At 72.3% G+C, this 24,084-nt stretch carries 3 protein-coding genes; 2 read left to right on the top strand and 1 reads right to left on the bottom strand.

From position 1 onward, the window contains the following. Positions 1–382: 382 nt before the first annotated feature. Together ABZ434_RS20555 and ABZ434_RS20560 are read left to right on the top strand one after the other, a co-directional pair. The gene (locus ABZ434_RS20555; RefSeq protein WP_359138571.1) at positions 383–14,902 is read left to right on the top strand and encodes an amino acid adenylation domain-containing protein; all 14,520 of its coding nucleotides are present in this window, start codon (positions 383–385) and stop codon (positions 14,900–14,902) included. Continuing rightward, a complete protein-coding gene (locus ABZ434_RS20560; protein ID WP_359138574.1) occupies positions 14,899–22,473 on the top strand; it encodes an amino acid adenylation domain-containing protein in 7,575 nt (2,524 codons plus the stop codon). Before ABZ434_RS20555 ends, ABZ434_RS20560 begins: the two co-directional genes overlap by 4 nt. Positions 22,474–22,820: 347 nt before the next feature. On the opposite strand, the gene ABZ434_RS20565 is transcribed toward ABZ434_RS20560, so the two are convergent. Then, positions 22,821–23,714: a hypothetical protein gene (locus tag ABZ434_RS20565; protein ID WP_359138577.1), complete on the bottom strand. Its 894-nt coding sequence runs from the start codon at positions 23,712–23,714 to the stop codon at positions 22,821–22,823. Positions 23,715–24,084: the final 370 nt, after the last annotated feature.

Consider the following 24,084-nt stretch of genomic DNA (forward strand, 5'->3'; position numbering starts at 1 on the left):
TTCCTACGGGGTGATGGTCGAGCTCGGACGCTTCTGTCTGATCGGGTTCGCTCTCATGTGAGCAGAATCGATCAGACGGGAGTGGTAATCGGTCATGTCCCGCCCCTGGTTTTCTCATATCGCTTTCTCTGGCTGTCGTGAATCATTGGCGGACCGCCGCGTCGTTCGTCGGTGATTCGTGAAGACGACGAAGTGCCTTGCCGGGAGCCTGAGGCGGCAAGGATTCCGGTGCTGCCTTCCTGCTGCCATGGACGCCGGATGCACCCCCGCGATTAAGCCGGCCCGCTGCCCGGGACGGGCGCTGCGTCGGCGTGCCCGGCTTCGGTCGGCGTTCTTCGTCCCCCCGCCCCCGAAAGACCTCTCCCCAAAGGTGTGACTCGGAATGCGCGAAAACGACTCCCTCCCCTCCTCGCACACGGTTCCCGAAGAATCCTTTGGGATCACTGAGGCTCAACAGGGTGTCTGGTACGGACAACTGGTGGATCCGGACAGTCCGAAATACAACATCGGAGAGTGCTTCGAGATCCGCGGAGGCCTCGACGAAGGGTTGTTCGCCGCGGCATTGGACCGGGCTGTTGCTCTGTGCGACAGCCTCAACGTGGAGTTCGTCGTCAGCGACGAGACCGTCCGCCAGCATGTCGTCCGTCGATCCCAGGCCGGAATCAGCCGGCTCCGCGTGGTCGACCTGTCCCTGGCCGACGATCCCGTCGCCGAGGCCGAGCGCTACCTGGCCGACGACATGGCCGCCGTCCACAGGCTCGATGCCCCGCACCACCACTTCGCGCTGCTGCGTCTCGGCCGCCGACTGCACTACTGGTACGTGCGCTTCCACCACATAGTCGTCGACGGCCTCGGCGGTGCCGTCTTCGCCCGCACCGTGGCCGATCTCTACGGACGTGCCGTGCGAGGCGAGAACCTCGCCCAGGCCGAGTTGCCCGCCGCGCCCCTGCGCGATCTCGTCGCCGACGAGATCGCCTATCGCGGATCGGACCGGTACGAGGCCGACCGTGACTACTGGACAGGCCGGTTCGCGGACCGGGCCGCCGACCGCGGAGAGGACTCGGCCGGGGACGAAGCGGACGCGCACGGTGGCCGGGCGCTCATCCGGCGGCGTACCGGCGCTCTTCCGCCGGCGGCCTCCGATGGGCCGGATGTCAGGCTGCACACCGGTGAGACGCTGCCCGTCGCCGTCTTCGACAGTCTGCGTCGGCTCGCCGCCGCCAACCGCACCACGTGGAGCGCCGTCCTCGTCAGCGCGGTTGCCGCCTACGTCGGTCGGGTCACCGGGGTGCGGGAAGTCACCGTGGGCCTCGCCTCCAACGGACGGCACGGCGGACTGCGGCACATCGTCGGCATGACCGCCAACATCCTGCCGCTGCGCCTGGGCGTCACCTCCGACATGACTGTCGGCACGCTCGTCCGCGCCGTCGCCGCAGAGATGCGCGCGGCCCTGCGCCACCGTCGCTTCTCCCGTGAACAGCTCGCCCGTGAACTCAACATGGCCGACGACGCGGCCCGCCTCAGCGCTGTCGTCGTCAACATCATGGGCTACGACTACGACCTCGACTTCGCCGGCAGCCCCGGCGCCTCCCGTGTGCTGTCCATCGGCCCCGTCGACGACCTGTCCTTCTTCGTCTCCGAACGGGCCGAGGGCACGGGGCCGTTGATCGGCTTCGACGCCAACCCGGAGCTGTACCGTGCCGAGGACGTGCGGTTGCACCAGCAGGCCGTCGTCTCCTTCTTGGCGGCTCTGGCCGGCGCGGACTCCGACACCCCCCTGGGGGACCTGCCGTACCTCGACGAGACCACCGCAACGGCCCTCCGTGCGCAGGGGCGTGGCTCCGCGCTCCCGGCGGAGGGCGCGGCCGCGACCCTGACGGAGGCGTTCGGCGCGCAGGCACGCCGGACGCCGGATGCGCCCGCGGTGGTGGACGGCGCCGCCACGCTCTCGTACCAGGAGCTGGCGCGGACGGCGAAGGCTCTGGCGGGTGCTCTGGCGGGCTGGGGTGTCGGTGCCGAGGACGGCGTCGGCGTCCTCGTAGGCCGTTCGGCGGCGGTGGTGTCCGCCACGCTCGGCGCCGGTGGCGCGGGAGCGGCGTACGTACCGATGGACCCTGCCTGGCCGACGGAACGGCTCGACCGCGTCGCCGAGGCTGCGCACGTCCGTGCCCTGGTGGTCGATGAGGCCACGGCCGGTGCGGCCTGGGTGCAGGAGACGGCCGCCGAACTGCCGCTGATCGTCGTCGACGCTCTGGGCGGGATCTTACGTGGCGCTCCGCCACGGCCGGGCCCGCTGCCCCGCGTGACACGCGGCGACCGACTCGCCTACGTGATGTTCACCTCCGGCTCCACCGGCCTGCCCAAGGGCGTGGGCGTCACCCACGCCGATGTTCTCGCGCTGGCGGCCGACAGCACCTGGACGGACGGTGTCTGCGACGCGGTGCTGATGCACTCGGCGTACGTCTTCGACGCCTCCACGTTCGAGATCTGGGTGCCGCTGCTGAACGGCGGCCGCGTGGTTGTCGCGCCCAGCGGTGTCGTGGACGCCCGGACGCTCCACGACATGGTGCACCGGCACGGTGTCACCGCGCTCTTCCTGACAACGGCGCTGTTCAACATGGTGGCCGAGGCGGACCCGAAGGCGTTCGCCGGGCTGCGCATGGTCGCCGCGGGTGGTGAGGCCGCGTCCCCCGGGCTGATGCAGCGGGTGGCCGCCGCGGCCCCCGCGACGCTCGTCCTGCATGTGTACGGCCCCACGGAGACCACGACGTTCACCACCCGCCACCCGGTCGCCGCCGGCACCGCGGGCGTGCCGCCCATCGGCCGGGCCCTCGACGGGATGAGCCTTTACGTGCTGGACGACTCCCTCGCCCTGGTGCCGCCCGGCGTGGTGGGGGAGCTGTACGTGAGCGGTCAGGGCGTCGCCCGCGGCTACCAGGGGAGTCCCGCGCCGACCGCCACCCGGTTCGTCGCCGACCCGTACGACACAGGAGGTGGCCGTATGTACCGCACCGGCGACCTCGTGCGCTGGACCGCGGGCGGCCACATCGAGTACGTAGGGCGTGCGGACGGACAGATCAAACTCCGCGGTTTCCGCATCGAACCGGCCGAGACCGAGAGGGTTCTGCTCACCGACCCGGACGTGCACGGCGCCTGCGTCGTCGTCCGTGAGGACATACCCGGGGACCGTCGGCTCGTGGCCTATGTCGTGCCCGCTCCGGGCGCCAGGCCGGACGGCTCCGCCCTGGCCCGCCGTGCCGGGCGCACCCTGCCCGCGTACATGGTGCCCTCCGCGTTCGTCACCCTTGACGCGCTGCCCCTGAACGCGAACGGCAAGATCGACCGCCCTGCCCTGCCTGCCCCCCGCGCCGTCGCCACCACGGGCCGCGCACCGCGCACCGCCTACGAGGAGGTCCTGGCCGGTCTCTTCGCCGACATCCTGGGCGTGACCGCGGTCGGAGTCGATGACAACTTCTTCTCCCTGGGCGGCCACTCACTCCTTGCCACGCGCCTCATCGGCCGGGTGCGGGCCGCCCTGGGCGCCGAGCTCGGCCTGGGCACGCTCTTCGATCACCCGACGGTCGCCGCACTGGCCGCGGTCCTGGACTCCACCGCGGGGGCCCGGCCCGTCCTCTCTCCGCAGCCACGGCCCGAGGCGGTACCCCTGTCCTTCGCGCAACAGCGCCTCTGGTTCCTCAACCGGGCCGAGGGCCCCGGTGACACGTACAACGTTCCGCTCGTTCTCGAACTCGACGGCCCTCTGGACACGGATGCGCTGCGCGGTGCCCTGGCCGACGTGGTTGCACGCCACGAAAGCCTGCGCACCGTCTTCGACGAACACGACGGCATCGCCCGTCAGGTAGTCCTTGACGCGGACGCCGCCGCAGCGCTCGTCCCTCTCGTCGTCGAGCACCCCCCGGCCGAGGAGACCGCCCACACCTGGGCCGACGAAACGCTGCGCCGCCTGACCACCAGGCCCTTCGACCTCACGGCCGACCTCGCGGTCCGCGCCCATCTGCTCCGCCTGGGCCCCGCCCGCCACGTCCTGGCCCTCGTTCTCCACCATGTCGTGGCCGACGGCTGGTCCCTCGACCCGCTCAGCCGTGATCTGGGCGCCGCCTACCGCGCCAGAAGCGGGCGCACGGGCACGCCCGACTGGGCCCCGCTGCGCGTGCAGTACGCCGACTACAGCCTCTGGCAGCGCCGACTGCTCGGCGACGCCGGAGACCCGGACAGTCTGGCCGCATCCCAGCTCGCCTTCTGGGAGGGCGCCCTGCACGGTGCTCCCGACCTGCTGGACCTGCCGCTCGACCGGCCCCGGCCCGCCGTGCCCAGCCATCAGGGCGCCGCCGTTCCCTTCGAACTGCCCGCTCCCACGCACGCCGCGCTCATCCAGTTCGCCCGTACCGCCGGCTGCACCCCATTCATGGTGCTCCAGGCCGCACTTGCCGTGACACTGCAGGCGCACGGCGCGGGCACCGACATCTCTCTCGGGACCGCAGTGGCCGGGCGCACCGAGGAGGCACTCGACGATCTGGTCGGGTTCTTCGTCAACACGGTCGTCCTGCGTGCTGACCTGTCCGGGGACCCGACGTTCCGCGACCTGGTCGACCAGGTCAAGGCATTCGACATCGCTGCTCTCAGCAACGGCGACATACCGTTCGAACGGGTCGTGGAGGCCCTCAACCCCGAGCGGTCCAGTGACCACCACCCCCTCTTCCAGACCATGCTGGTCCTTCAGAACCAGCAGCGGGCGGTCCTCGACCTGCCCGGTGTCACCGTCCACGACAGGTCGCAGCACCGCGGGGGCAGCAAGTTCGACCTGACGTTCTCGCTCACCGAAGTCACCGCTCTCACCGACGGCACCGAGGCCGCGGAGAGACCGGTCGGAAGGCCCGCAGAGGTCCCCGGACCCGGCGGAACCAGTGACCCGGCAGGGCGTTCCCCCGCGGAGACCCGGAACGGCGCCGGAGGCATCGGTGGATACCTGGAATACGCCACCGACCTGTTCGACGCCGCCACCGCCCGCGCCCTGTGCCGCGCTTTCGCCCGCGTCGTCACCCTGGCCGTGACCGACCCCGGCCGGCCCATCGGCGACCTGGACCCGCTGTCCCCGGAGGAGCGGGAGAACCTCCTGGCCCAGGGGAGTGGCGCGGAGAAGCCGCTGCCCGCCCGAACCGCCCCCGAAGAGGTCCGGGAGCAGTCCGTGCGTACTCCCCACGCCGTCGCCGTGCGCGACGCGCACTCACGGCTCACCTATGCCGAGCTCGACGCTCGCGCCGACGCCCTCGCCCACGTCCTGTGTGCGCGCGGCGCGGGCCGCGGGACCAGGGTGGCCATCGCCGCACCGCCGTCCGTGGACACCCTCGTCGCCATGCTGGCCGTGCTTCGGGCAGGCGCCGCGTATCTGCCCGTCGACCCGCAGTACCCGCCCGCCCGGATCCGCCACATGCTCGACGACGCCCGTCCCGTCCTGCTGCTCACCACCGGCGACATCCACGCGGGCCTGCCCACCTGCGACATCCCGTGGCTTGCCCTCGACGGCCGGGCGGCCCGGCCCACCGGGCCCACCGGGCCGCTTCCGGGGCCACCCAGCCCGGCCGACCCCGCCTACGTCATCTACACCTCGGGGTCCACCGGCCGTCCCAAGGGTGTGATCGTGTCGCACGCGGCCCTGGCCAATCACATGGCCTGGATGGCACGGCACCTGACGATCACTTCGCAGGACCGGGTCCTCGCACGGACCTCCTCCAGTTTCGACGCCTCCGTGTGGGAGTTGTGGCTCCCGCTGATGCACGGCGCAGAAGTCTGTGTGCTGCCGGACGGCGCGAACACGGAACCCCGCGCCCTGGTCACCTGGATGAGCCGGTTCGGCGTCTCCATCGCCCAGTTCGTGCCCTCTCACCTGACTCTCGTCCTCTCCGAGGCGGCCCATGCCGCGCCGCTGCCCGGCCTGCGTGCCGTGCTGTGCGGCGGCGAGCCGCTGCCGCGCGCCCTCGCCGACGACGTCGCCGAGCTGTGGCGGACAGAGGTGCACAACCTCTACGGGCCGACCGAGGCGACCATCGACGCGACCGTCCACCGCGTGGCCGGCCGGGAGAACAGCGGGCAGATGGCCGTCGAGCCGTACGAGACGGTGCCGATCGGCCGCCCCGTCGACACCATGCGCGCCTACGTCCTCGACGGCCGGCTGCGTCCCGTGCCGGCCGGTGTCACCGGTGAGCTGTACCTGGCGGGCCCCAATCTCGCCCACGGCTATCTGGACCGGCCGGGTCTGACCGCCGCACGGTTCGTCGCCGACCCGTTCGACGGCACGGGAGCCCGCATGTACCGCACGGGCGACCTCGTGCGGTGGAATCGTCATGGCTTGCTCGACCACGTGGCACGCGCCGACGACCAGGTCAAACTTCGCGGCTTCCGGATCGAGCTGGGCGAGGTGGAGGCCGCACTCCTGGCACACCCCGGCATCACGGCCGCCTGCGCAGTGATCCACGAGGCCGAGGCCGGCGGGCGCCACCTCGTCGCCTACGCCGTCACCGGCGACCCGGCCCTGCGCCCCGTCACCCTGCGCGACGCCCTTGCCGAGAGCCTGCCTCACTACATGGTGCCCGGCACCGTCGTCATCCTGGACGGCCTTCCCCTCCTGCCCAACGGCAAGGTGGACCGGCGGGCCCTTCCGGAGCCGTCGGAGCGTCCCGAATCCGTCGACGGAGCGGAGCGGCACACCCTCCCGGAGAGCCTGCTCGCCGGCATCTTCGCCGACGTCCTGCAGCAGCCTCTGGTGAACCCGCACGAGAGCTTCTTCGACCTCGGCGGGCACTCGCTCCTCGCCATGCGGGTCGTGAGCCGCGTCCGGGCCGTCCTGGGCGTCGAGATCGCCGTCCGCACCCTCTTCGAACACCCGACCGTCGCGGGCCTGGCCCGCGTCCTCGACCTGCAGGGCCCAGCCCACCCGCCGGTGTCGCCCGCCGCACAGCGGCCCGATCCGATGCCGCTGTCGTTCGCCCAGCAGCGCCTGTGGTTCCTGAACAGGCTCGAAGGCCCCAGCTCGGCCTACAACATCCCCCTCGTCCTCGAACTCGACGGCGCCCTGGACACGGACGCCCTGCGCGCCGCCCTGCGCGATGTCATGGAGCGGCACGAGGCACTGCGCACCGTGTTCCCCGAACGGGACGGCGTGCCGCACCAGATGATTCTTCCGGCCGACGAAGTGACGCCTCACCTGCCGGTCGTGACCACGGCGCCCGCCGACCTGGAGGCGGCCGTCCTGGACGCCGTGCGAGAGCCGTTCGACGTCGTCACGGACCCGCCGCTGCGGGCCCTGTTGCTGCGTTCCGCACCCGGGCACCACGCCCTCGTGCTCGTCCTGCACCACATCGCGGGCGACGGCTGGTCCCTCGCCCCGCTCGCCCGTCACCTCGGCGAGGCCTACGAGGCCCGCCTCACCGGCCGGGAGCTCGAAGCCGCTGCCGGTACCCCGCTCCAGTACGCCGACTACACCCTCTGGCAGCACACCGTCCTGGGCGACGGGATCGCACCGCACAGCGTCCTGCGCCGGCAGCTCGACCACTGGCATACCGCCCTCACGGGCCTTCCCGGGTTGATCGACCTGCCACTGGACCGTCCTCGCCCGGCCGTCACCGACCCGAGGGGAGCCGTCCACACCCTCGACGTGCCGCCTGCCCTGTACGCCCAACTCCTGCGTCTGGCACGTGAGTCCGGCAGCAGCCTGTTCATGGTGCTCCAGGCCGCGGTGGCCACCTTGCTGCACCGCCACGGCGCGGGCGAAGACATCCCGCTCGGCTCGCCCGTCGCCGGCCGTACGGATGAGGCGCTGGAGGACCTGGTCGGCTTCTTCGTCAACACGCTCGTCCTGCGCACGGACCTGTCCGGCAACCCGACCTTCCTCGAACTGCTCCAACGGGTGAGGGAGTTCGATCTCGCCGCCTATGCAAACCAGGATGTTCCCTTCGAGCGCCTCGTCGAGAGCGTCAACCCGGTCCGGGCACGCAACCACCATCCGTTGTTCCAGACCATGCTGGTCCTCCAGAACCAGGAGACCGCCCGCCCCGACCTGCCGGGCCTCACGGTGGTGGACCGGCTCGTCCACAACGGGCTGAGCAAGTTCGATCTGACCTTCGCCTTCGCCGAGGGGCCGGGCGCGGCAGGTCTCAGCGTCGGAATCGAGTACGCCACAGCCCTCTTCGACCGCTCCACCGTCGAGGCACTCGCGGACCGACTGATCCGGCTCCTGGAGCAGGCGTCCGCCGAGCCCGCTCTGCCCGTCTCGCGCTACGACCTCATGACGCGGAGCGAGCATGGCCGTGTCACCCACTGGGGATCCGGCGGCGGCCTGCCCGCCTCCGACGACTCCACGCTGCCCGCCCTCTTCGCGGCCCAGGCCCACCGCACACCGCGGGCGGTGGCGGTGGCAGGCGACGGCGCGGCCCTCACATACGCCGAACTCGACCGGATCTCCACCGACCTGGCCCGCGCCCTGACGGGCCTCGGCATCGCCCCCGAGTCGGCGGTCGGCGTCCTGCTCACCCGGTCGCCGTCTGTCGTATCGGTATCGCTCGGTGCGGTCCGCGCGGCCGGCGCCTACGTCCCGCTGGACGCACGCTGGCCCGCGGAGCGGCTCGAACAGGTCGCCGGGGTGGCGGCCGTGCGCGTCCTCGTCGTCGACGAGGACGCCTTCGCCTCCCCGTGGGTGGCCGAGATGGCACGGAAGGTACCGGTCGTCGTCGTGGACCGGCTCGGCCGGATCCTGCGGGGCGCGCCGGACCGTCCTGGCGCCCCCGCCGCTGTCCCGGGCCCCGGGACTCTCGCCTACGTGATGTTCACCTCCGGCTCGACCGGTCTGCCCAAGGGCGTCGGGGTCACGCACGCCGACGTGGTGGCGCTGACGGCCGACTCGGCCTGGCAGGGCGGCGCAGCCGATGCGGTGCTGATGCACTCGGCGTACGTCTTCGACGCCTCCACGTTCGAGATCTGGGCCCCGCTGCTGCGGGGCGGCAGGGTCGTGGTCGCGCCGGACGGCGTCCTGGAGGCCGCCAGCCTCGACGATGCCGTCCAGGAGCACGGTGTGACCGCGGTCTTCCTGACGACAGCCCTGTTCAACGTGATCGCCGAGACCGATCCGGGCGCCTTCGCCGGGCTCCGGCTCGTCTGCGCCGGGGGTGAACTGGCCTCCCCGGACGCGATGCAGCGCGTGGCAGGCGCAGCGCCGGACGTGCGCGTCCTCCATGTCTACGGACCCACCGAAACGACCACCTTCGCCACCCGTTACGACGTGGCGGCCGGCCTGCCCTCGGGCCCGCCGCCCATCGGACGGCCCCTGGACGGCATGCGGGGGTACGTCCTCGACGGATCCCTGAACCCGGTCCCGCCGGGGGTGGTGGGAGAGCTCTACCTCGCCGGCCGCGGCGTGGCGCGGGGGTACACCGGTCTTCCGGGCCTGACCGCCGCGCGCTTCGTGGCCGACCCGTTCGACGCGGAGGGCGGGCGCATGTACCGCACCGGGGACCTCGTCCGGTGGACGGGTGACGGGCAGATCGCCTACGTCTCCCGCGCGGACAACCAGGTGAAGCTGCGCGGGTACCGCATCGAACTCGGTGAGATCGAGGGCGTGCTGGCCTGCTGCGACGGCGTCGCCGACTCCCTCGCCGTCGTCCGCGAGGATGCACCCGGTGACCGGCGGCTCGTGGCGTACGTCGTGCCCGCCGACGGGGCGCGACCCGAGCCCGCCGATCTCGCCCGGGCTGTCGGCCGGTCCCTGCCCGCCTACATGGTGCCCACCGCGTTCGTCCTGATCGAGGCGCTTCCGCTGACCCTCAACGGCAAGGTGGACCAGCGCGCTCTGCCGGTGCCCGCGCAGCATGCTCCGGTCCGCGGGCGTGCCGCCCGCACCGCGCTCGAGGAGATCGTGTGCGCCCTCTTCGCCGACGTGCTCGGCCTGGACGGGGTGGGCGCCGACGACGACTTCTTCGCCCTGGGCGGCCATTCCCTGCTCGCCACCCGGCTCGCCGCACGCATCCGTGCCGCGCTGGCCGTGGAGGTGCAGGTGAGGGCGGTCTTCGAACACCCCACTCCCGCCGCGCTCGCCGCCGTTGTGCAAGGCGCCGAAGAGGCCAGGGCCCCGCTGGAGCGGGCCCCGCGGAGGCCCGATCCGCTGCCGCTGTCCTTCGCCCAGCAGCGGCTGTGGTTCCTCAACCGGTTCGAAGGGCCCAGCGCCACGTACAACGTGCCGATGGTGCTCCGCCTGGACGGGCCGCTCGACGCGGACGCCCTGCAGAGCGCCCTCGGGGATGTCGTCGAACGCCACGAGAGCCTGCGTACCGTCTTCCCGGAGACCGACGGCGTGGCGCGCCAGCTGGTCCTTGACGCAGGGAGCGCCGACCTCGACCTGACGCCCCGCGACACCGACCCCGACCGCCTCGACGAAGAGGTCAACGCCCAGGTGGCGCACACCTTCGACGTGAGTGCCGGCCTGCCCGTGCGGGCCCGGTTGCTGCGGCTCGGCGCCGAGGCCCACGTTCTCGTGCTGCTCGTCCACCACATCGCGGGCGACGGCTGGTCCCTCGCCCCGCTCGCCCGCGACCTCGGCGACGCCTACCGGGCGCGCGCCGATGGCGAGGAACCCTCCTGGACGGAACTCGCCGTCCAGTACGCCGACTACACCCTGTGGCAGCGCACACTGCTCGGATCCGAGGACGACCCCACCAGCCAGGCCGCCCGCCAGCTGGACTTCTGGCGCACCGCACTCGCCGGCGCCCCCGACCTGCTCGCCCTGCCGTACGACCGGCCGCGGCCCGCTGTCACCGAGTACCGCGGCGACGCGTTCGCCTTCCCCGTCGACGCGGACACCCACCGCGCACTCGCGGATCTTGCCCGAGCCCGCGGATGCAGCCTCTTCATGGTGCTCCAGGCGGCCCTGTCGGTTCTCCTGTCCCGGCACGGCGCCGGTGAGGACATCCCGCTCGGCACGGCCGTGGCCGGACGCACCGACGAAGCCCTCGACGACCTGGTCGGCTTCTTCGTCAACACCCTCGTCCTGCGCACCGACCTGAGCGGGGACCCCACCTTCACCGAAGTGATAGACCGGGTGAGGGAGTTCGACCTGGCTGCCTATGCCCACCAGGACGTGCCGTTCGAGCGGCTGGTGGACGCCATCAGCCCGGTACGGGCGCAGAACCACCACCCGCTCTTCCAGACCATGCTGGTCCTCCAGAACCAGGCGGACACCACCGTCGGTCTGCGCGGACTCACGGTGACGGAACAGCCCGTACACACCGGGATCAGCAAGTTCGACCTGACTTTCACCTTCACCGAGACCCGCGACGACGCAGGCCGGCCCGCAGGACTCGGCGGAGTCCTCGAGTTCTCCACCGAGTTGTTCGCCCACACCACCGCGCACGCCCTGGCCGCGCGCCTCACCCGTCTGCTCTCCGCGCTCGCCGCCGGCCCCGGCCGGCGCGTCCACACGGTCGGCGTGCTGGACGAGACGGAACAGGAGAGCCTGGAACGGGCCGCGCACGGCCCGGTCCGGCCCGTCGCGGCGTGCACGGCGGCCGAGGCGTTCCGCGCCCGGTCCGCCAGAACGCCCGCGGCGGTCGCCGTACGGGACGGATCGAGCCTGCTCACCTTCGCTGAACTGGACGCTCTGTCCGACGACTTGGCGCACCACCTGCACGACCGGGGCATCGGGCGCGGTGACCTCGTCGCCCTTGCCCTGGAGGGCACTGCCGACCAGGTCGTCGCGATGCTCGCGGTGGTCAAGGCGGGGGCCGCCTACCTGCCCGTCGACCTCGAATACCCCCAGGCACGGATCACCTACATGCTGGACGACGCCCGCCCGGCGCTGCTCCTCACCCACGGCACTGCCCGCGCCGCGCGCCACGTACCCTCCGTACCCTGCCTCGCACTCGACGACCGGGCCGCATGGTCCACCCGGCGCGCAGCGCCGCCCGTCGCCGCGCCGGATCCGCTCGACGCCGCGTACGTCATCTACACCTCGGGTTCCACCGGCCGGCCCAAGGGCGTCGTCGTCACCCACGCGTCCTTGGTCAACCACATGGCGTGGATGGCCGGCCACCTCGGCCTCACCGACGAGGACCGCGTCCTGGCACGTACCTCGCCGAGCTTCGACGCCTCGGTCTGGGAGACCTGGCTGCCGCTGCTGCACGGCGGCTCGACATGCCCCGTGCCGCCCGCGCTCAACCACGACCCGGCCGGACTGCTGGCCCGCATGCGCGAAGCCGGCGCGACCCTGGTGCAGTTCGTGCCCTCGCACCTCTCGCTCATCCTGAGCGAGACCGACCCCGACGAGGTGCCCGCGACCCTGCGGGCGGTCCTGTGCGGCGGCGAACCCCTGACCCGGTCCCTGGCTGCGCGCGCCGGACGGGACTGGCGGGTCGAGGTGCACAACCTGTACGGCCCGACCGAGACGACGATCGACGCCACCGCCCACCATCACCGCAGCGGGGAGAAGGACGCCGTCGCGGGGGGCGGGGGAGTGCCGCTCGGCCGCCCCGTGGACAACACCCGTGCCTACGTACTGGACGCCGGGCTCCGGCCGGTGCCGCCGGGCGTCACCGGCGAGCTCCATGTCGCGGGCGATGGCCTTGCCCGCGGCTACCTGGGGCGCCCCGGCCTGACCGCCGCCCGGTTCGTCGCCGACCCCTACGGCCCCGCAGGCAGTCGCATGTACCGCACCGGCGACCTCGTCCGACGGGATGCCGACGGCCTGCTCACCTATGTCTCCCGCGCGGACGACCAGGTCAAGCTGCACGGCTTCCGGATGGAGCTCGGCGAGATCGAAGCCGCCCTCACCGCACTCGACGGCATCACCGCCGCCTGCGCAGCCGTCCGCGAGGACCGGCCCGGCGAGCGGCGCCTGGTTGCCTACACGGTTCCCGACAGTCGCGACGCAGGCCCGGCAGACAGGGAACTGCGCACCCGGCTGACATCGGCGCTGCCGCCGTACATGGTGCCGGCCGCCTTCGTCACCCTGGACGCGCTGCCGCTCCTGCCCAACGGCAAGATCGACCGCAGCGCCCTGCCCGCCCCGGAGCGCCCCGCCGCCACCAGGCCCGGCGGGCAGCCCCGCACCGCCCAGGAGCGCGTTCTGTGCGACGTGTTCGCCTCCGTCCTGCTCAGCCCGGCCGTCCGCACGGACGACGACTTCTTCGCTCTCGGCGGCGACAGCATCCTCTCCATCCAACTCGTCAGCCGCGTCCGCGAGGCGGGGATCGGGATCACCCCGCGCGACGTCTTCGTCCACCGCACCCCCGAGGCCCTCGCGGCCGTCGCCACCGCACTCGGCCAGGATGCCGAGGGGCCGGCCGAACAGGGCACCGGCGAGATGCCGCCTACTCCCATCGCCGCCTGGCTCCTGGAGCGGCCCGGCAGCACGGACGGCTACAACCAGTCCGGGGTGTTGCGCACGCCCGCGGGCGCCGACGGAGACACACTCGTCGCCGCCCTCCAACTGCTCATCGACCACCACGACATGCTCCGGCTGCGAGTCGGCCGCTCGGCCGACGGCGAACCCGTCCTCGAAGCCCTGCCACCCGGCGCGGTGGAGGCCCGCCACCGCTTCACCCGCGTCGGCATCGCCGGCCTCGACGCGGCGGCCGCCCGTGCCGCCCTCACCGAGGCGGGCGAACAGGCGCGCAGCCGTCTGAGGCCGGCGCACGGGAACGTGATCGAGGCCGTCTGGGGCGACGCCGGGCCGCACACCCGCGGGCGCCTGCTGCTCGTCGTGCACCACCTGGCCGTCGACGCGGTCTCCTGGCGCATCCTCGCCGCCGACCTGGCCCGCGCGTGGCAGACGGTCACGGAAGCCGCGGACAGCGGCGAGCGCCCCGCCCCGGCCGCCGCGCTGCCCCCCGCCACGACGCCGTACAGAGCGTGGGCGCACCTGCTCGCGTCCCAGGCTCGCGGCGCCGCACGCGAAGCCGAGCTCCCGCTGTGGCAGAGCGTGCTGAGCACCCCGGATCCCCAGCTGGGATACCGGCCGCTCGACCCGCACCTGGACACCGCCGACGGGACGCGCACCCTGGTCACGCACCTGCCCGCCACCTGGGCGAAATCTCTGCTCACCACTGTCCCCGGCGTCTTCCACGCCGGCGTGGACGACGTCCTGCTCACCGGTCTGGCCCTCGCCGTCTGCTCCTGGCGGACGGAACGTGCCGCGCGCCGGGACGAGCCCCGGCCGCAGGACACCGCCGTGCTCCTCGACCTGGAGGGCCACGGCCGTGAGCAGATCGCCGACCACCTCGACCTCTCCCGTACGGTCGGCTGGTTCACCAGCCTCTACCCGGTCCGGCTCGATCCCGGCCCTCTCGACGCCCGCGACCCCCGACGCTTCGACGCCGCTCTCGTCGAACGCGCCGTCAAACACGTCAAGGAGCAACTGCGTGCGGTGCCCGACCACGGCGTCGGCCACGGAATGCTGCGCCACCTCAACCCGGCGACACGTTCCCGGCTGGCCACGGCGGCCGCACCCCAGATCGGCTTCAACTACCTCGGAAGATACGTCTCTTCGCAGGATCCCGCGGGCAACGCCGAAGGCGCCGACTGGGACGTCCTGCTCGACGGCGGCCAGCCACGGAGTCAGGACCCGGACATGCCCGTGCACCACGTCATCGACATCAACGCACACACCGAGGACCTCCCGGACGGCCCGCGTCTGGTGACCCGCTGGACCTGGCCCAGTGACCTCCTCAAGGAGGAGGACGTAGGTGCCCTGTCCGAGGCGTTCATCCGCGCGCTGCGCGCCATCGCGGAACACGCGCAACGACCCGATGCGGGTGGCTACACGCCGTCCGACCTTCCTCTGGTCTCTCTCGACCAGGCACAGATCGACCGACTGCAGAACAAGTGGGGTGGACGCAAGTGACCGGGTTCCGACTCGAGGACGTACTGCCGCTGACGCCGCTCCAGGCCGGCATGCACTTCCACGCCCTGTACGACTCCCACGCCGTCGACGTCTACACCGCACAGTTCGTCTTCGAACTGGAAGGCGTCGTCGGCGTCCGGGCCCTGCGTGCCGCCATCGGCAGCCTGCTGCGCCGCCACGCCAACCTGCGGGTCGGTTTCCTCCACGAGGATCTGGACGAAGCCGTACAGGCTGTCGCCGCCGAGGTTCCCGTTCCCCTGGAGGAACTGGACCTGACCGCTACGGAAGGCACCGGCACGACGGAGGAACGCCTCACCGCCTTCCTCGCCGCCGACCGTACCCGCCGCTTCGACCTGACCACTCCGCCGCTGATGCGGTTCACGCTGCTGCGCACCGCGCCCCGGCGCCACCGCCTCGTCATGACGAGCCATCACCTTCTCTTCGACGGCTGGTCGATGCCGCTCCTCGTGCGGGAGCTGTTCGAGCTGTACGCCTCGGACGGCGATGACAGCGCTCTGCCGCGCGTCACTCCCTATCGCACCTACCTCCACTGGCTGGCGCAGCAGGACCGCGCCGCCGCTCTGGCGGCCTGGTCCACCGCCCTGGCCGGAATCGAGGCCCCCACCCTGCTCGCGGGGCCTGGCAAAGCGGGTGCGGCCGCCTCCGCCGAGCTGCCCGAAACCCTCGTCCTCGACCTGGACGCCGCCACGACGCACCGGATCCGAGAGACGGCCCGCGTCCACCGGCTCACACTCAACACCCTGGTCCAGGGCGCCTGGGGACTGGTGCTCGGGCACCTCACCGGACGCCCCGACGTCGTGTTCGGCGCCACCGTGTCCGGCCGCCCGCCGGAGATCCCCGGCATCGAGTCGATGGTCGGCCTGTTCATCAACACCGTGCCGGTACGGCTGCGCCCGATACCCGGTGAAACCCTGGCCGCGCTCCTGAATCGGCTTCAGGAGGAACAGGGCAGTCTCCTCGGCAGCCAGCACCTGGGACTGACCGAGATACGGGGCGTCACCGACCTCGACGAACTGTTCGACACCCTCACGGTGTTCGAGAACTACCCATTGGACGACGAGGCCCTGCGCACCGCGCAACAGCAACTGCCCGGCCTGGCCGTCACCGGATTCAGCGGCACGGACGCGGCCCACTACCCCCTCACCCTCACCGTCGCGCCGGGCGACACGCTGAGGATCACCTTCGGATACCGGGCCGCCGTCCTGGACCGCGAAGAGGTCGCTCGCACCGTCGACCGCATGCGACGCATGCTGACAGTGATGGCGCAAGGGCTCGACCGCCGCGCCGACACCGTTCCCCTGCTCCCGGACGGCGAGCACGAGAGGCTGCTCGCCCAGGGAGCCGGCCTCGAACTGTGCTGCGGAGCAGAGGGGATGAGCATCCCGGAGGCCGTGGCGGAACGCACGGCCCGGCACCCGGACGCAGTGGCCGTGTCCGGTGCGGGCGAGCAACTGACCTACCGGCAGCTCCACGACCTCTCGGACGACCTGGCCGGCGCCCTGACCGGGCTCGGGGCCGGATCCGAGGAAGGCGTCGGCATCCTCGGCGCCCGCTCGACCGCCACGGTCACCTCCTCCCTGGGCGTCCTGCGCGCAGGAGCCGCCTACGTGCCGCTCGACCCGCGCTGGCCCACCGAACGGCTCAACCGTGTGGCCGAGGTGGCCGCCCTGCGCCTCCTGATCGTCGACGAGAGCACGCGCACACACCCCTGGGTACGTCAACTCCCGCCGGACGTACGTGTGCTGACCGTCGACGGCGCAGGCCGCGTCCGGCACGGGGGCCCGGACACCCGGGGCGCCCTCCCGGCTCGCGCGGACGGAACCCGGCTCGCGTACATCATGTTCACCTCGGGCTCCACCGGACAGCCCAAGGGCGTCGGCGTCACCCATGCCGACGTGACAGCCCTCGGAGCCGACCGGAACTGGGGCGACGGCGCTGCCGACGCCGTCCTGCTGCACTCGGCGTACGTCTTCGACGCCTCCACCTTCGAGATCTGGGCCCCCCTCCTCAACGGTGGCCGCGTCGTCGTGGCGCCCGAGGGCACGCTCCAGCCCGCCGTGCTCCGGGACCTCGTCGCCCGGCACGGCGTGACAGCGGCGTTCCTGACGACCGCACTGTTCAACGTGCTGGCAGAGACCGACCCGGACGCCCTCGGCCTGCTGCGCCTGGTCGCCACCGGAGGGGAGGCCGCCGCGCCCGGCATCCTGCAGCGCCTCGCCACCGCTCACCCGGACGTACGCGTCCTCCACGTCTACGGACCCACCGAGACCACCACCTTCGCCACCATCCACCGCGTGCGCCCCGAGGACGTCCCCGGCGGCGTGGCCCCGATCGGCCGACCGCTCGACGGCATGCGCGCCTACGTCCTGGACGCGGCGATGCGGCCCGTGCCGCCGGGCGCCGAAGGCGAGCTGTACGTCGCGGGAGCCGGTGTCGCCCGGGGCTACCTGGGGCGGCCCGGCCTCACCGCCACCCGGTTCGTCGCCGACCCGTTCGCCGGCACCGGGGCACGCATGTACCGCACCGGCGACCTGGTGCGCCGGGGCGTCGACGGCACCCTGCACTACGTGGCCAGGGCGGACCAGCAGATCAAGCTGCGCGGCCACCGCATCGAACCCGCCGAGATCGAGACGGTGCTCCGCGCCGACCCGTCCGTGGGCGCCGCCTGCGTACTGGTCCGCGAGGACCTGCCCGGCGACCGGACCCTCACCGCCTACGTCGTCCCCGCGCCGGGTCACGCCCCGCAACCCGGGCCACTCGCCGCCCACGTGGCACTCCACCTGCCCGCCTACATGGTGCCGGCCGTCATCCAGCCCGTCGACGTGCTGCCGCTGACTCCCAACGGGAAGCTCGACCGGGCCGCGCTGCCCGCACCCGTCACCCCGCCCGGCACCACGGGCCGGACGCCGCGCAGCGGCCTCGAGGAGATCCTCGCCGGACTGTTCGCCGACGTGCTCGGCGTGCCACACGTCGGCGTCGACGACAGCTTCTTCGCCCTGGGCGGCCATTCTCTGCTCGCCACCCGGCTCGTGGGCCGCGTGCGCACCGCTCTGGGCAGCGAGACGGAGATCCGCACCCTCTTCGAGAACCCCACCGTCGCCACGCTCGCCACCGCGCTGGAGGACGAGAACCGTCCTGCCCGCCCCGCCCTCGTACCGCAGGAGCGACCTGCCACGCTCCCGCTGTCGTACGCCCAGCAGCGCCTGTGGTTCCTCCACCGGCTCGAAGGTCCCTCCGCCACGTACAACATCCCCTTCGTCGTACGCATCGACGGACCGCTCGACACGGCAGCCCTGCAACGGGCTCTGGGCGATGTCGTCCGCCGGCACGCGTCCCTGCGCACCGTCTTCCCCGAGCACGAGCTGGGGCCGCACCAGCACATCACCGCCCCGGACGATGTCCTTCTCCCGCTCACGCCGGAAGCCGTCGACGAGGGCAAGGCCGCCGACCGGATCAGAGCCGCCGTGGCCGAGCCGATCGACATCGAACACAGCCTTCCGCTGAGGGCGACCTTGCTGCGCCTGGCCGACGACGCCCATGTCCTGGTGCTCGTGATCCATCACATCGCCGCGGACGGCTCGTCCCTGGCACCCCTCGCGCAGGACCTCCGCACCGCCTACCGAGCCCGGGCCCGCGCAGAGGAGCCCGCGCTGAGCACACTGCCCGTGGACTACGCCGACCACACTCTCTGGCAGCGCCGCCTGCTCGGCGACGAGCAGGACCCCGAAAGCCTCCTCTCCCGACAACTTGCCCACTGGAAAGACGCGTTGCGTGGACTTCCGGAAATCGTCGAGCTGCCGTGGGACCGGTCTCGCCCGGCCGTGCCCCAGCACACAGGGGCCACCTACGACTTCACCGTCGACCGCACCACCGCGCGGCAACTCGCGGACCTCGCCCGCACCAGCGGAAGCACTCTCTTCATGGTGCTCCAGGCCGCCTTGTCCACCGTGCTCTCCCGGCACGGCGCCGGCGACGACATCCCGCTCGGCACCGCCGTCGCAGGGCGTACCGACGAGGCGGCCTCGGATCTGGTGGGCTTCTTCGTGAACACGCTGGTGCTGCGCACGGATCTGACGGGCGACCCGACGTTCCGTGAACTGCTCGCCCGCGTCAGGGAGTTCGACCTGCGCGCATACGCCCATCAGGACGTGCCTTTCGAGCGACTGGTGGAACTGCTCAACCCCGCCCGCTCGCAGAGCCACCATCCGCTCTTCCAGACCATGCTCGTCCTTCAGAACCACACCGCTGCCGCCGCCCTCGACCTGCCCGGCCTCACGGTCAGCGGCGTGCCGGTCGACGCCGGGGTCAGCAAGTTCGACCTGTCGTTCACCTTCACCGAGACGTTCGAGGAAAACGGCGACCCCGGCGGCATGCGGGCCACCGTCGACTACGCCACGGAACTCTTCGACGCCACCACGGTCCATGCAATGGCCGACCGGCTGGTCCGCCTCCTCGGGGCCGTCGGCGCCGACGCGGACCGCCCGCTGCACACGTACGACGTGCTCACCCCGGCCGAGCGCACCCGCCTCGCCGACTGGGGGACCGGACCCGTCGAGGAACTGCCTGCGTCCACGCTCCCCGAGCTCTTCCAGCGGAGGGCACGGCGCAACCCCGGGGCCCCGGCGGTCCGAGACGCGGACACCACCCTCACCTACGGCGAACTCGACGCCCGTGCGGGCGCCCTCGCCGGCCACCTCGCCGCACTGGGCATCGGCCCCGAAGACCGTGTGTCCGTCGCCCTGCCCCGCACGAACCAACTCGTCGTGTCCGTGCTCGCCGTCCTCAGGACGGGGGCGGCATACGTGCCCCTCGACCCCGACTACCCCGCCCAGCGCCTCTCCTACATGCTCGAGGACGCCGGCCCGCGTCTGCTGCTCACCACCCCCGCCATCCACCGCCGCCTCCCCGCAACCCCAGTGCCACACCTCTACGCCGACGAGCTCGGGGAGAGCTCCGCGCCAGGTGCGCACTCCGCAGCCCACACGGGAACCGCACCGCCGCTGGGCCCGGACAACCCGGCGTACGTCATCTACACGTCGGGTTCCACCGGCCGCCCGAAGGGCGTCGTGGTCACCCACCGGGGCGTCGGCGCCATGGCCAGGACCCAGAGCGAACGGCTGCGCGTCACCCAGGGCAGCCGCGTGCTGCACATGGCGTCCGTCAGCTTCGACGCCGCGTTCTGGGAGCTGTGCATGGGGCTGCTCTCCGGCGCCTGCCTGGAGATCGACGAACGCGACGCCCTGCTGCCCGGCCCCAACCTCGCCGCTCTTGTCCGTGAGCGGGGCATCACCCACCTCACCCTGCCACCCGCCGCACTCGCCGTGATGCCGCCCGGCTCGCTGCCCGCCGGCACCACGATGGTCCTCGCCGGCGAGGCGTGTGCGCCGGCCCTGGTGCACGCCTGGGCGCGTGACCGGTACCTCGTCAATGCCTACGGCCCGACGGAAACGACCGTCTGCGCCACCATGAGCACGTTCCAGCACGCGGACGGTCCGCTCGCCCCCGACCGCGCGGTGTCCATCGGCGCTCCCGTCAACGGCACCCGGGTCCATGTCCTGGACGATCGGCTCGAACTTGTGCCGCCCGGTGTGACCGGTGAGCTGTACGTGTGCGGTGACGGGGTCGCCCGCGGCTACCACGGTCGGCCCGCTCTGACCGCATCCCGTTTCCTGGCCGACCCGTTCGACCCCGCCGGGGGCCGCATGTACCGCACGGGTGACCTGGTGCGCTGGACGACGGACGGGGAACTCGTCTACGTCTCCCGGGTCGACGATCAGGTCAAGCTCCGTGGCTTCCGCATCGAACTCGGTGAGATCGAAGCGGCGCTCACAGCCCTGCCCGGCGTGGCCGCGGCCTGCGCCGCCGTCAGGGAGGACCGCCCCGGCGACCGGCGCCTGGTCGTCTACACCGTCCCCGCGGAAGGTGCGCCGGTACCGGACGAGGCCGAGGTGCGCGCGCACCTGGCCGCGACCCTGCCCGACCACATGATTCCGGCCGCCCACGTCAGTCTCGGGGCCCTGCCCGTCACCCCGAACGGCAAGACGGACCGTCGCGCTCTGCCCGCGCCTCACCACGCAGCACCGTCAGGAGGCCGTAAACCGCGTACCGCGCGCGAGGGCGCCCTGTGTGAGGTGTTCGCGGAGACGCTCGGTGTGCCCGAGGTAGGTGTCACGGACGACTTCTTCGCCCTGGGCGGTCACTCGCTGCTGGCGGTGACCCTGGCCCGGCGGATCGGTGAGCGGTGCGGACGGCGCCCCTCCCTGAGGGCCCTGTTCGCGGCGCCCACCGTCGAGGGCGTCGACCAGTTGCTGGGGCGCGAGGCGGGGGAGGAGCTCAGGGGGGATGCGTCCGCTCCGGACCTCGCCGCCGAGGTCCGGCTGGCGCCGGACATCTTCAGGACGACGCGTGCGGCCGCGGCCGCCCCCCGCAGGCTGCTGCGCCCTTCCGCCCGTCCTCTGCTGACCGGAGCCTCCGGTTTCCTCGGCGCCTTCCTCCTGCGCGACCTCATCGAGACGACCGGCGGCCCCGTCGACTGCCTCGTACGGGCAGAGGACGACCACCGCGCGGCGGACCGGCTGCGGACCAACCTGGAGCGCTACGGCCTGTGGCGCCCCCGGTACGCGGACCTGATCCGCCCCGTCCCGGGCGACCTCGCCGCCCCGGGCCTCGGGCTCTCACCTGCTGACCGCACCGCCCTGGTCCGTCGCCTCGGCCCGGTCCTGCACAACGGCGCCCGCGTGAACTTCGCCGCCGCGTACGGTGATCTGCGCGCCCCCAACGTGGCCGGCACCGAGGAGCTGCTGCGACTGCTCGCCGACTCGGCCTCACCCGGCATGCACTACGTCTCGACCACCGGCGTCTACGCCCCGGTCTCCGGCTCCCACCCCGTCGTGATCACGGAGTCGACCCCGACGGGCCCCTTTCCGGCCCTGCCCGACGGGTACGCGCAAAGCAAGTGGGTCGCCGAGCAACTCGTCGGCCTGGCCCGTGAACGCGGGCTGCCGGTGACGGTCCACCGGCCCGGCCGCATCAGCGGCGACACGGCCACCGGCGCTTGTCAGGACCGCGATCTGCTCTGGCAGCTCATCAAGGGCTGTCTCCAGGCGAGTGCGGTCCCGGACCTGGCGAACGTGTCGACCGACTGGGTCCCCGTGGACTACGTCAGTGCCGCGGTCGTGGCGCTTTCCGCATCCGGACGGACGGAAGCGGAGACATACCACCACACCAACCCGGATGCGCCGGGGCTTGACCGCGTCTTCGAAGCGGCCGCCGGCCTCGGACACCACCTGGAAACCGTTCCCGCGGCGCAGTGGCAGGCTCGTGTGGCAGCGCAGCCCGACAACGCGGCGCAGCTGTTCCTCGGCGACGCGGGGAGTACCCGGCCCGAGGCGACGGACCGGCGCCGCTTCGACTCCCGACGGACGGCGGCCGCCGCAGCGGCCGTGGGCGTCAGCCAGCCACCGTTGACCGATGAGGTCCTGCTCCGCTATCTGACGTACTTCCACGGATCAGGCTTCCTGCCTGCTCCGGGAGCGCCGGCCACGTCGTAGCCTGCACCAGTACCTCGTAGGACGTCAGTTCCCCTCCGCCTCTCGGTGCCGGTCTCGTCACCAGACAGTTCGCAGTCTCCTGGCAGCGGGCCGGTCCGCACGAGGCACCGGAGGGCGGAGCACGGACCTGCGGGCGCGGGCTGTCCCGGCCGCGGGGGCGAACGGCCGACTCCCTCAGGAGGCATGGTCAGCGGGCCACGTCCACCTCAGGGCGTCGCCCACCACAGGGATCTCCCGGCCGGGGCCGGGAGATCCCTGGTCCAAGGGTGGGCCCCGCGACGGGCGCCCCGACGTAGGCAGGACGCGTCGGTCGAGGAACGCGGAGCGAGGGGACGCCGACGGCGAGCTCAGGGCGCGATGCCCGGAATCCGCCAGTCGAAGGGCATCAGGTCCCGCTCCCAGCCCGGTGATGCCGCCAGAGCGTCGGCGGCCTCGGGCGCGCGCAGGAGGCAGCGATGGCGCAACAGCTCACGCCGGCCTCCGGGCGTCAGGAGCCTCTCCTCAGGGCTGAGATTGTTCGGGTGACGGGGGTGCAGGTCGGCCGTACCGTCGATCGGGCGATTTCCCGCGACGTTGAGGCGATCGCCGGCCGGGGTCCGGTAGTCGAGGCGGAAGTCGGTGCGCCACTGGGAGTTGCCGCCCCAGCCCTGGGACAGGTCGACCGTTGGACGGTGGCGGCGCCGGAAGGTCCAGTACAGCGGCGAGCGGTCCGCGACGCCGCGCTGCGCGTGCTCGACACCGGCGCGGATCCGCACGCCGGCCCGGTTGAACAGCAACCGGCCCAGCATCAGGCCGGGCCACAGCGCCTCGGTGATCTCGATCGGCGCGTGCGGGTCGTCGGCCTGTTCGACCTCGACGATCTCATGCAGGAACGGGTCGAATGCCTCGCCGCCCGCGAATGGCGCCATGCCGAGCGACGTGAACACGTCAAGATACTCGCGTACGGAGACCAAGGCCCGCGGGCCCGTGGAGCCGGGGACTTCGATGTGAGGCTGGAAGGTGAGCAGGAGCCGATCGCTGACCCGGTGCAGGGCGTAGAGCTCCCACACGAGCTCCTGGCCGTCGTGCTTGGCCCCCTTCTCGGCCCACCACGAGTCGTCTTCGGCCGCAGCGGCCAGCCAGGGGCGGTAGCCGCCCTGGGCCCGGTCGACCCACGGCACGACGAGGGTCCTGTACGGCTCCCCCTCCTCGTACCGCGCCAGGGTTTCGTACAGTTCCCGCGCATTCACCCCGAAGGACATGCCAGGAGCCTAAGGGAGGCTCCGGCGTGCCTGAGCGGAGGCCTCATCCGGCTCCAGCCCATGCGCGGGCCCCCCCGGTTGGCCTTGCTGGTTGCGCGATGCACAACGCGCTGCTCACACACGCCCCGGGCGCAGGCCCCTCGCGTCTGACGCGCTCGCGCACGGACTTGTCCCGTGAGAGGCAGCAGCACCATCGGAAGGGTCCAGATACCTGCAGCACTGTTGGCGGACAGTGGGGCCCGGACCTGAGCCCAGCCCCCACCGTCGGCCGTATGAGGATGCTCCTATAGACGTCAAGCTGCAGGAGCAAGGTCGTTTTGGGTGACTTGTTCTGTTGGTGTGACGGTCAGAGCGCGGTAGACCTCGCGGG

Source organism: Streptomyces sp. NPDC005761 (assembly GCF_040630635.1).
Classification (GTDB): domain Bacteria; phylum Actinomycetota; class Actinomycetes; order Streptomycetales; family Streptomycetaceae; genus Streptomyces.

Bases quoted from the DNA above. Each gene is read 5' to 3' on its own strand.
- ABZ434_RS20555 (WP_359138571.1), top strand. From the start codon at position 383: ATGCGCGAAAACGACTCCCTCCCCTCCTCGCACACGGTTCCCGAAGAA.
- ABZ434_RS20565 (WP_359138577.1), bottom strand. From the start codon at position 23,714: ATGTCCTTCGGGGTGAATGCGCGGGAACTGTACGAAACCCTGGCGCGG.